We start from the raw sequence: 10472 nt of genomic DNA, 5'->3' as shown, positions 1-10472 counted from the left end.
TGCGGGAGGCGAGGAGGATCGCCCGTCGGCGAGTCTGTGGGACGCCGTAGTCGGCGGCATTCAGGATCCCCGTCCACACGGAGAAACCCCAGGTGCGCAGGATCGCGGCGTACTGACGCCACAGCGGCAGGACGTCGGGCACCTCTTCCATGGCCACCCACTCCGGCCGACGGTGTTGGTTGAGCGCGTGGAGGTAGCGCATCGGTTCGGCGGCGAGCAGGGAGCGCTGGTCGCGGCACGAGGCGAGGAGCCGCTCGCGAGTGTCGCGGCCCGCCGCGAGGTCGGCGACGGCCTGGTGGACGAGGGGCTGGTCGAGGAGGCCGAGGCGTTTGCCGGCCATGGACCAGGCCTGACAGGGAGGGGAGGCGATGAGCCCCGTCGTCGCGCTGGTGAACGGCCACACCGGGTACCGCGCGACGTCGGTACGGATGGTCAGCTGTCCGGCTGCGGCGCGCGTCTTGCACGCCCATTCGTCCCATTCGAGTCCAACGTCGCGTACGCCGAGCCGGGTCAGGGCGTGGGACCAGCCGCCGGGTCCGGCAAAGAGGTCCACGATCACGTGGCGCTCTTCACGATCCGTGTTCACTGAGGTTCTCCTGTGCGCTTGCGTGTGCAGGGCCGGGGCCTGGGGGCGAGCCCGGCCGAGCGTGTGTTCAGGGGTGCGGCGACGGCGCGATTCCCCCTGGGCAGGCGCTGGCGCAGGACGGGAGTCCCGGGGCGGGTGGTGCGCGTGTCGGGGTGGTAGGGCCGTATGCCGGAGAGCGCTAGGCGGCCTGGTCGAAGTCGTCTTGCGTGAGCGTTTTGTTGATCGCGCGGGCCGTGATCGCCCTTGAGGCGCGGGCCGAGGCGGCGGAGAGATCGTCGGCGCCGGGTTCGAGGTACCAGGGGCGAAGGGTGAGCATGGCGGCGCGCAGGCCGGTGGCGAAGAGCAGGGCGCTGCCCTTGGCGAGGGCTCGGATGGCATCGGCGGGCAGGATCCGTTGCTGGCGCATCGATACGGAGGTGGACTTGCCGGAGTCCGAAATGGAGGTGGAGGTGGTCTCGACGTCGTGGTCGCCGATGAGCCTGGAGAGTTTGTCGGCGAAGTCGGGGTCGTCGATGCCGCTGCCGATGATCTTGATGGTGGCGGCGCTCCACATGGCGTCCATGCCCGCGTCGCCCCAGACCTTCTGGCCCTGGCGGTAGCTCTGCAGGATGGTGAGCGGGATGATGCCGCGGGAGCCGAGGTGTGAGTACAGGTCCGGCAGGTCCTGGATTTTGCACACGTTGGCGGCCTCGTCGAGAATCGCGATGAGCGGCGGGTCGAGGCGTCCGCCGGCGCGCTCGGCTTCGGCGGTGGCGGTGCGCATGACCGAGTCGGCGCAGGCGGCGATGACGGCGGAGGCTCCGCCGCCGCCGTCCTTGGACAGCAGGTAGAGGGTGTCGCGGCTGGTGACGAACTCGCTCGGTTTGAACTGCGGCACGTCGGTCTGCGGGGTGACCCAGGCGGCGATCTCGGCGTTGAGAAGGCAGGCGGCGTACTGGCGGGCGGTTTCGTAGATGCCGTCGCGGGTTTCCGGGGGGCCTTCGACGGTGCCCTTGAGCTGGGAAGCCACCGCATGGAAGCCGTGATCACGGAGGGTGTCGAGCGGGGTCCGGTCGGCGGGGAAGGCGAGCCAGCGCATGACGTCGGTGATCGGGCGGCGGTCGTTGGCGGCGGCGAGGAAGAGCTGGGCGAGGACGTTCTGCGCGGCCTTGGACCAGAAGTCACCCTGCTGAGAGGCGTCGACGCTGGCGGCGAGAAAGTGGCCGGCAAGCCGGTTCGCGCCTTCGAGAGTCGTGGCGTCGGCGAGCGGGTCCCACCACATCACGCGGAGAGCGTGGGCGATCTGCTGGGGATCCATCGTCCAGGTCCGTCCAACCCGGGCGCGGGCGGCGAGGGTCGCGGTGAAGGCGTCCCCCGCGGCCTTGTTGGAGGTCAGCAGGACCGGTCCGGGTGCGCTGAGGATGGCGGGGATGGCCAAGGAAGTGGTCTTGCCGGAGCGCGGCGCCATGATCGCGACAGCTACGTCCTCGTAGCCCATGCGGACTTCGTGGCGGGTGCCGGCGAGGTTGCCGAGCAGGATGCCGGTGTCGTTCGGGGCAACCTTGGAGGCGTGCTTCAAGCTCGGGCGCAGGGACTTGGCCTTGGCTGTGATCGCCTTGGCGAGCAGCGGCTCGATGTCATTGGCCTTGGCCATGCCCTTCACCGGCTTCTTCTGGCCGCCGGAGGCGCTGCGGCGTGTCCACCAACGCGCAGCTAGTACGGCAGCGGTGGCCAGGAGAATGCCGGGGGCGATGAACCGGCCGACCAGGAGCGCGGTGTGGCCGGTGGCTGGCCACAGCAGATCAGGGTGCAGGAGCGCGTCAGCGGGCCGGTATGGCGCCCAACGGCCGGAACGGGTGAGGACGGCGGCGCAGTTACCGCCGAGCCAAGCCAAGCTCCCCAGCGGGACGGCGACGACGAGTGCGCCGAGGAGGAGCTTGAAGAGTATGTCGGTGGCGTCGGAGGTGGAGGGGGTGCGGTTAGGCAACGGCTGTTCCGGGAGCGGTACGGGCAGGGCGAGGTGCGTATCGGGGCGCAAGGCTCGACCCGAATGGGTTCGGCGCGCAGATGTCGTGCCCCGGTTACCTGCGGCCTCGGGCTCGGTTGAGGCCAGGCGCGGGCTGTGGTCGGCTGGGGGAGGTTGCCGTCGAAAAGCGTGATCCGGCCGGCGTCCGTTTGCAGGCCATGGTGTCGACCTCGATGAGGACGTGGCCGTGACAGGACCATTCCTGCAGGTAGTGCCAGCCTTCGGCATTGCGCTCGGCGAGCGTTTCCTCGTACTCCCCGGCGATGGGGCGGGGCGGCAGCGATTGGCACACCGTGAGCCAGTCGCTCTCGACCTGGCGCAGCCCGTCGAGAGCGTCGCGTAGGGCGTTGATCCGCCAGCCTGTGCGCCGCTGTTCGTCGGCGGGAAGCTTTGCGCGCTGCCGTTCGGCCTGGCCCAGGAGCTCTTCGGCGCCGGGACGTAGCGCGGTAAAGGCATGCCAGGTGTCGGCGTCGCGCTGGCGCTGGCGGCGTCCGTAGGCGACTTCGTCCAACGGCTGACCGTCCTCGTCACTGTGCTGGTCGGAGTAGGCGTCCCAGTCGGCGAGGATCTGATCGCTCTCGCGAACGTAGGTGTTGAGTTGCTTGAGCCAGAGGCCGTGGGAGGTCGGGGACGGGCCGGTCATCGGCGCCTCCATCCTTTGGCGGGCGGAAAGGTGATCGGGCTCTGCGGCGTCCGTGCCGCGCTCCGATTGGGCGACGTGTGGGTCAGCGGTTGTGCTTGCGAGCGGCGCCGATGGTGTCCGCTGGGGCGTTCGGCGGCGGGAGCGCGGTTGTGGTGGCGCGACGCAGGCGGCGGGCCGCTGCCTTGGCGGCCCTGAGGCGCTCTTGGTGCGCTTCGACCAGCTGTTTGCCGGTGAGGCGGGCCTCGGTCTGGGTGCTGCTGCCGACACCCGCCCCCTTGCCCCGGCACAGGGGCGCTGGGTCACTGAGTGCGGTTACGAAACCGAGAAGCAGGTACGCGGGGGTGCGTTGGCCGAAGTGCGCCTGCCAGTAGACGTCCCTGCGGCCGGACTCCCACGCCCGCGCCACTTCGGCAGTCCACGACGGGTGTTCGGGTCGCTGGTAGACGCGGGCCAGGCCGTCGGGCGAGGCCATGCCCTGCTCCCATCGATCTTCGTACGGCGTCCATTGACGGCTAGTCAGGACATTCCACATATCTGCCGTCCCAGCCTGGCTGGGGCGGATGAGGGCGTCGGTGAACCCGGCGACGATCTCCACGGGAGTGTTGCCGCCGAAACGCGCGTGCCAGCCCCCGTCCATGGGGTGGACCTGCCACCAGGCGTCGTAGGGGCTGAGCGTGGCGGGTTCGAGGATGAGATGGACGCCGTACGGGCTTTCCAGCAGGACGTGCGGATAGCCGAGCACGGAGTGGTCCTTCCAGCCGGCCGCGAGCAGAGGATCGGTGACATGCCGCGGGTCACCGGCTCCGGCCAAGGGGCGTGGGCTGGTGGCGAACTGGATGCGGTGGAGGGGGCCGCGTGCGTTGGTGAAGAAGTTGTCGGAGTAACTCATCGGTTCCTGCTAGACGCGGCGTATGGGGAGCGCGGGGCTGACCACTGCCGTTTCATCTGCCGCGCCCGTGGGGCGGGGCCAGGGCCGTGGACAGCGGTACGACTGGAGTGGTCTCTGCAGTGGGTGCAGCGGCTCGGGAGGGCAAGCGAGCGAGGTCTTCGTCAATGTCCAGCAGCATGTCGGCCCATCGGCGCACGTCCTCCGCGGCCTAGCCGAGGCTGTGCCATACGTCACGGTCGAAGTCGCTGGGCCTGGCGTTTCGGCTGGCGGTACGGGAGGCAGCGGCGAGCACCAGAGACAGGATGGGCAAGATCCCTTCTTCCGGGGCGACGACGGGATTGATAAGTCGTGCCGCCTCCTGCGGCGACGATGCCGTGTCGAGCTGCTCGGCCAGCTTCTTCAGGGTCTCGCCTGCGGCGCGGACGTCGTCGGGCGTCATCGGGTTGTACGGGGAGATAGGCAAGGGCACTCCGTCAAGAGGCGAGGGCACGCGGGAGGTGGAGACAGCAGGGTCGCCGGGGCGGTCGTGATCGGGCGAGGTGCGGGCCCAGGCGGTGGTCCGCGGGTTCAACGGAAGGGGTTCTCCACCGGCCGATCGGTGTCGGTGGCGGCGGCCAGAAGTTCGGGCAGGTCGATGGCGTCCGCGTCTCGCTGGTCGATCCACCAACTGGCTGCTGTGACCGTACGGGCCCGTTCTTCGAGTACGGCCCAATCGGCCTCGTCCCATGCGCCCTCGGCCACCAGAGTGGTGTAAGCGGCGGTCATCAGCTGGTGGCGGCAGCGATCACCGAAGGCAGTGGCCTTGTCAGTGCCATCGAGCGGTGGCATGTCGTACTGGGTGGCCCAGGCGGTGGCGGCGGCCTGTTCCTCGGCTCGCTTGACGGTGAGCCATTCCTGCTTGGCCGCGGAGTCGTCGGAGCGCGTGGCCATCCAGCAGTCGGTGCAGTCCTTCGTCGTCAGCCAACGTGCGTATCCGGCGCGCTGGTCGGCAGGTCGGTGGGAGAGATCGTGGTCGGCCTGGTGGCCGCAGGCGTGGTCGACGGTCCAGGTCGTACGGACAGCCATGGGTGAGGGGTCTCCTTGCGAGAAAGCAGAGGTGGGGCAGGAACGGTTGGCTCAGTGGCCGCCGTGGAGGCGGTAGCTGTGAGGTGGTGGCGGGCGGCGACGAGGACAACCAGGGCGAGAGTGGCTCCGGCCGCCGGAAGAGCTGCGGCGGTGAGGTGGTGGGTAGCGAGGGCTCCGGCCAGGGCGGTGCCGACGGCCTGGCCGACGCCGACCGAGGCGATCAGCCAGGCGTACGCTTCGGTCCGCCGCCGGGTCTGCACGAGGGCGTCCGCGGTAGTGAAACCACAGGCGATCACGACGGTGAGGAACACTCCTGGCACGGTGACCATGACAGTCGCCGTGAGAGGGCCCGGCAGGGCGAGCAGCGGCAGCCACCCGATACAGAACCCGGCCGCAGCCGTGCGCAGTTGCACGGTGGGCGAGCCAAGGCAGGCGCGGCGGGCGTAGAGGAGTCCACCGAGAAAGCTGCCAGTGGCGAAGGCGCCGGGGATCAGCCCGGACAGCAGCTCCATGTCGTGCCGTTCGGCCATGGCCACGGCCCAGACGTTCATGGCGCCGAGGGCGAGCCCGAACCCGGCATGGGCCAGGAAGACCAGTGACAGGGCGGTGCTGTGCAACCTGGCTGGGCCGGAACCTGCGGCGTGCTGCGGGCGCCAGGCGCGGGATGGGGGTGCGGTGAGCACGACGGTGGTGCCCGCGAGGCCGAGCACGGCAGACGCGGTGATCGCGGCCTGAGGGCCGTACGCGGTGGCGAGTGCGGCGACCAGGAGGGGGCCGGCGATGTAGAGCAGACCCTGGGATCCGGTATCGAGCGCGAGGGCCACCCGGCGCTGGCCGTGGTCGGGCAGGACGGTGGGCCACAGGGCCCGCAGCCCCGCCTCCAGGGGCGGGGAGCACAGGCCAGCGAGCACGACCACGCCGGTCGCGGCGGCCGAATCGGCCCCGATTGGCAAGAGCAGGAGCAGGCAGACGGAGTTGAGGACGGCTCCCGGTCCGGACACCGGCATCTGGCCATGGCGGTCCATCAGGCGGCCCTTGATCGGTTGGGAGAGCGAGGCGGCAAGCCCGTACAGGGCGCTGAGCAGCCCGGCGGCGGCCAAGGAGGCGCCTTGGGAGGTGATCAGCAGCACGATAGCGACAGGCGCCATCCCGTTGGGCAGGCGTCCGACGAGGGTGCCGCCGAGCAGCCGGGCAACATGTCGGCTGCCCAGCACAGCGCGATAGGAGGTCGAGGCGGCGGCCGGACGTTGGGCCGGCACGTGATCGGCGATGGTCAACGGCAGGAGGCTTTTCCGTTCAAGGATGTTCAGCGGCGCAGCGCGGGGCTGGTGACGGCCACGGGGTCGGTGACGGAAGCCAGGACGGCGTCCTCCTGTGTCATGCCTCGTTCGTCAGCGCCGGGGACCGCGGAGGGTGGGCTGTGTGGTCATCGCGGCCTTCGTACGGCGCGGTGTTGAGGGCGGCGCGGACGTGTCGGGCGGGTCGCTGCGCAGGTCCGGGTCGAGGCCGACGTGGTAGCGGGCGGCCCGCAGCATGGCAGCGGAGTAGGTGGCGTGTTCGTTCTCCCACTGCTTCCCCAGGTCGAAGGGGAGGCGGTACCAAGTGCCCCAGAGCATGGGCTGAGAGATGAACCCGGCGCGTTGGAGGAGGGCAGCGGCGAACTGGTCGATGGCCCCTTCGGCTTCTACCTCACCACCTTCGCCGCGGGTGATCCGGATGTGCGGGTGGTCGGCGTCGTTCACGGATTCCCTTCGAGACAGCTGTGTCAGCGCCTGGCGGTGGATGGGGCCGCACCGTCCGAGCCTGGTGGCGGCTGCGTCGTGGCCGTCGGGTATTCGGTCCGGGACGATCTGCGGAAGGCTGACTGGGTGATGCGGACGGGAGATCGGACGCGGTGCGGAGGCAGAACGCTCACCGTGCTCGCAAGGGCGTCGCCGATGTCTTGCAGCTCCGTGTTCAGTCGGCTCAGTACCGCGGAGACTGCCTGGAGTCGTACGGCCAGGTGGCGGCCAGCCCGCGTGTCCAGGGCGTGCGTGAACTCAGCGCAGGCGTCGGTGAACTCCACGAGCGCCGGAAGGGATCCGCGCAGGTCCCCTTCCGGGGTGTGGGTGGCGGCGTAGAGGAGTTCGGCGACCTCACTGCCGTGGCAGCTGGCGAGTACCTGATGGGTGAGTTGCTCTGTCCTAGGCAGGCGGGATTGCGGCGGCAGGTCGTCGATGCCCTCCGGTCGCAGCACGCCGGGAGGCGCGGCGGGTGGCAAGGCTGCGCGGGCGGCCTCCCCGTCCGGGTAGGAGCCAAGTACATACCACCAAGGGCCGTCGATGTCGCCGCGCAGAGCGAGGACGTCCGCGTGGTCTTCAAGCGCAACGAGCGTGATCAGTTCGCTGGTGTGGTCGTACCAGGATTCCAGGACCGCAAGTCGGCCCTCGGCCCGGTCGGCACGTACGGCGGAGTCCAGCACCGCGCGTTCGCCATAGGGCAGGTCCGCCTTGCCCCGTACGGTTGCGGCGAGAGGGTCGGTCAGTTCCGCGAGGCTGCTCAGCAGGTCACCGTGGGCGGCCCAGATTCGCACGCATGGCCATAGCTGTGTCTGCTGATCCAAATCTGTGGCACCGTCCGTGACGATGGCGCAGGCGTGGACGGCGGCCCGGTCTAGGTGGTCGACGATGTCGCGCCACGTTGCGTGATGGGGTGCTGCGGGCAGTTGGTCGAGGTGACGGCGCGCCGTGGCGATCAGGTCGGCCGCATACGGCAGAAGGTGTTGGAACCAGTGGGCGGCCTCGGCCTGCTGTTGACACAGGGCGGCGACGTCGGCGTCTGGGGCAATGGACATACCCTCCTGTCCGCGATGACGCAAGACGATGTTCTCCCAGCGTTGGTGCCCGGAGTTGTACTGGCTGAGGAAGCGGTCGAGGTGCTCGATCGCCTCGAGCTGGGCGGGTTCCGGAGGACCGTCGGCGGTCGCGCGGGGTTTCATCGCCCTCGGGTGGGCGTCGTCGGTGGGGCGTGCTGGGGCGTGGGCGCTGGCAGGTCGGCCGTGCGGTGGCCTTCGTGCTGGTGCTCCTGGCGTGGGGAACGGGAGATCGCGGCTTGGGCGAGTGCGGTCCGGCGTGGGGGCAGTCGGGCTGCCGTGGGTGGGTACTCGGTGGCCGGGGTGAGGTCGGGATCGAGCGTGAGGTCGGCCTGCACGGTGTGCCCGACCAGGCGCAGCGAGGCCACAGCCTGGCGGGCACGGCGCCGTCCGTCGCGGCGCGCGTCGGTGAGGCGGTAGAACCGGCTGCCAGGGATCGGTTCGAACTGCACGTTCTTCAGGTGGTGATCGGCGAGCGGCAGATTGCGGTGGTTCAGTGGCAGGGCGACGAGGCCGTGTTCGTCGTGGTGGCCGATGACGATGTGGGGCTGTTCATCCACGGGCGAGGCTTTCTGGGTGGACGGGGACGAGAAGCGGGGCGTCAACGCGTGCGAGGAGCCGGTGGGGTGCCGACCGCGGAGGCAGCCGGTGTCGGCGCTGGCACTGCAGCTGAGGGCGGTGCGGCGGAGGCTGCGTCCGAGGCGAGCAGCTGGTCCCAGGTATGCGGCCCGCGGGCCTGCGTGATGGCATCGGTCTCGCCTGCTCCCAGGGCGAGTTCGGTCAGATCGTGGATCAGACGGCTGGCGCGGGTGGCGATCGTGGTGAATGCCACGGTGAACTCATCGCGCAGCGGTTCGGGGGCCAAGGTGGTGGCGCGCGCGCCGAGCGTGCGGATGAATGATTCGGCCGCGGTCAGCGGTCCGGTCTTCGCGTCGGTTGCCTCACGGAGGAGCGCGACGATCTCGTACAGGGATTCCGCTCGTGCGGCGTGCCCGTTGAGGTCATGTAGCGAGGCGGCTTCAGTAGCCACCCTTCGCTCGCTGAGTACTGGTCGTGGCGTACCACGAGCGACGCTGACGCTGATGCCGATAGCTCCCAGATCCAGTGCCGTGCGCTGGATGAGCTGGCTTTTCTGTTCCTCGCTCAGTGTGTCGGGCAGCAGGAACGCTGCGGCCTCGCGGTCGTAGCGGAAGGAGTACTGGCGGAGCAGGAGCGCGGCGGACAAGTGGTCGGTCCGGGCGTGCAGGTCTCCGTCGTCCTGCCAGGTGAACGCGACCTGCAAGTACGAGGCGTTGGCCGGGGTGAGTCCGAAGAGCAGGAACTCCCTGGCCCATTGCTCGACCTGTCCCGTCGCCTCTTGGTACCGGGGTAGCAGCCGCCGCGCGATGTCGCAGGCGGCGCGAACCGGATCGCTGGTGACGGCGATGCTCTTCGGCCCTTCGAGGTCGACGGTGCTCTGGGAGCTGTAGCCGAGGTAGTCGGGTTCGAGGGCGGCGACGATGAACTGGTTCTGCCGCCAGGGTCGGTCGATGACGTACAGGCGGGCTCCGTCGGCTCGAGTGAGGACCACGTCGTGGCGGAGGACCTCCTGCGACACGGCCCTGTCCGCGATACCCAGACCCCACAGCTGGTCACCCAGCGAGAACTGATCCTCGTACGAGCGGTGCGCGTGGTAGTCGGCTCGCCACGAACCAGGGAGGCGGTCAGCCAAGGCCACAGCGAAGGTGGACAGATCGGCACGGGACAACAGGGGATTCCTTACGGGAGAGTGCGGCGAGGCACGGCCCCAGGCGATACGAGGCAGCGGATGGGTCAGCGGTTACGGGACGCGGTGGGGGAAGTCGCGGATGGATGCGGCACAGTCGTGATGGGCGTGACTTGGGTGTCCGCCGTGGCGCGCAGTTGCTTCGCCGCACGGGCGAGGTGCGTATGGACGTCGCCGATCCGGTCGACGAGCCCTTGGAGCGCGATGTTGATCGCCCCGTCGCGGGAAAGGCTGGGCTCCTGGTGGGCTAGGTTGGCCAGGAGGCCGAGGTGGTAAACGGCGGCGCCGAGGGCGGCGAGCGCGGCACCGGTGGGCTGGGCGGCGCTCGCCAGCGCAAGGGTGATGCGCCGGTCGGTGGCCGTGGGCTGGTGGGGGTAGCGGACGGCGGCCCGGTGGCGGAAGGCGCTCTCCCCGACCAGATAACCCAGCAGGCGGGCCAGATGGCGGACTTCGTCGTCCAGGATCTCGCTCAACCCGGGGTCCGGGCGGATCTCGTCGGCGAACGGTAGGTGGTCGGCCACGGTATCCAGCCGGTCGGCCACGTCGTGCAGCAGCATCCGCTGGTCAATGTCGGGCAGAGGCAACTCCAGAATGCAAGGCCAGGGTTCTACCGCCGCGAGATGGGCGGTGCGTTCGCGGGCGGGGGCTGGCTGGTGTGTGTCAGTGGG

12 protein-coding genes are annotated in these 10472 nt (G+C 69.7%); all 12 read right to left on the bottom strand.

Translation table 11 applies throughout. The features are described from left to right. A partial coding sequence (locus FNH04_RS32710) for a DNA cytosine methyltransferase (RefSeq protein WP_322724497.1) occupies positions 1 to 559 on the bottom strand: 559 nt, incomplete at its 3' end. 205 nt (positions 560 to 764) lie between these two features. Continuing rightward, positions 765 to 2552 carry a type IV secretory system conjugative DNA transfer family protein gene (locus FNH04_RS32705; RefSeq protein WP_194236890.1) on the bottom strand — a complete coding sequence of 596 codons (1788 nt, stop codon included), beginning with the start codon at positions 2550 to 2552 and terminating at the stop codon, positions 765 to 767. Positions 2553 to 2646: 94 nt separating this feature from the next. After that, positions 2647 to 3234, bottom strand: coding sequence for a hypothetical protein (locus FNH04_RS32700; RefSeq protein ID WP_152789480.1), 588 nt, complete (start codon positions 3232 to 3234; stop codon positions 2647 to 2649). A gap of 82 nt (positions 3235 to 3316) precedes the next feature. After that, positions 3317 to 4123 (bottom strand): DUF317 domain-containing protein, encoded by an 807-nt coding sequence (locus tag FNH04_RS32695; RefSeq protein WP_152789479.1) that lies wholly within the window; start codon positions 4121 to 4123, stop codon positions 3317 to 3319. A gap of 208 nt (positions 4124 to 4331) precedes the next feature. Further along, positions 4332 to 4586, bottom strand: a complete 255-nt coding sequence (locus FNH04_RS32690; RefSeq protein WP_152789478.1) for a hypothetical protein — start codon at positions 4584 to 4586, stop codon at positions 4332 to 4334. Positions 4587 to 4690: 104 nt separating this feature from the next. Further along, positions 4691 to 5053 carry a hypothetical protein gene (locus FNH04_RS32685; protein WP_322724494.1) on the bottom strand — a complete coding sequence of 121 codons (363 nt, stop codon included), beginning with the start codon at positions 5051 to 5053 and terminating at the stop codon, positions 4691 to 4693. A 26-nt stretch (positions 5054 to 5079) separates the two neighbouring features. After that, a complete protein-coding gene (locus FNH04_RS32680; RefSeq protein WP_152789476.1) occupies positions 5080 to 6465 on the bottom strand; it encodes an MFS transporter in 1386 nt (461 codons plus the stop codon). Between the two features lie 114 nt (positions 6466 to 6579). Next, complete coding sequence (locus FNH04_RS32675; protein WP_228031748.1) at positions 6580 to 6930, bottom strand: hypothetical protein; 351 nt, start codon at positions 6928 to 6930, stop codon at positions 6580 to 6582. Positions 6931 to 6953: 23 nt separating this feature from the next. Then, the gene (locus tag FNH04_RS32670) at positions 6954 to 8165 is read right to left on the bottom strand and encodes a hypothetical protein (RefSeq protein WP_152789474.1); all 1212 of its coding nucleotides are present in this window, start codon (positions 8163 to 8165) and stop codon (positions 6954 to 6956) included. Next, the gene (locus FNH04_RS32665; protein ID WP_152789473.1) at positions 8162 to 8599 is read right to left on the bottom strand and encodes a hypothetical protein; all 438 of its coding nucleotides are present in this window, start codon (positions 8597 to 8599) and stop codon (positions 8162 to 8164) included. Before FNH04_RS32665 ends, FNH04_RS32670 begins: the two co-directional genes overlap by 4 nt. Before the next feature lie 41 nt (positions 8600 to 8640). Continuing rightward, on the bottom strand, positions 8641 to 9750 hold the full coding sequence (locus tag FNH04_RS32660; protein ID WP_152789472.1) for a hypothetical protein: 1110 nt from the start codon (positions 9748 to 9750) through the stop codon (positions 8641 to 8643). Between the two features lie 101 nt (positions 9751 to 9851). Beyond that, the coding region (locus FNH04_RS32655; RefSeq protein ID WP_228031747.1) for a hypothetical protein at positions 9852 to 10472 on the bottom strand (621 nt) is incomplete at its 5' end.

The organism is Streptomyces phyllanthi (assembly GCF_009377205.1).
GTDB classification, from domain to species: Bacteria; Actinomycetota; Actinomycetes; order Streptomycetales; family Streptomycetaceae; genus Streptomyces; species Streptomyces phyllanthi.
This window is presented reverse-complemented; position numbering and strand designations above follow the sequence as displayed.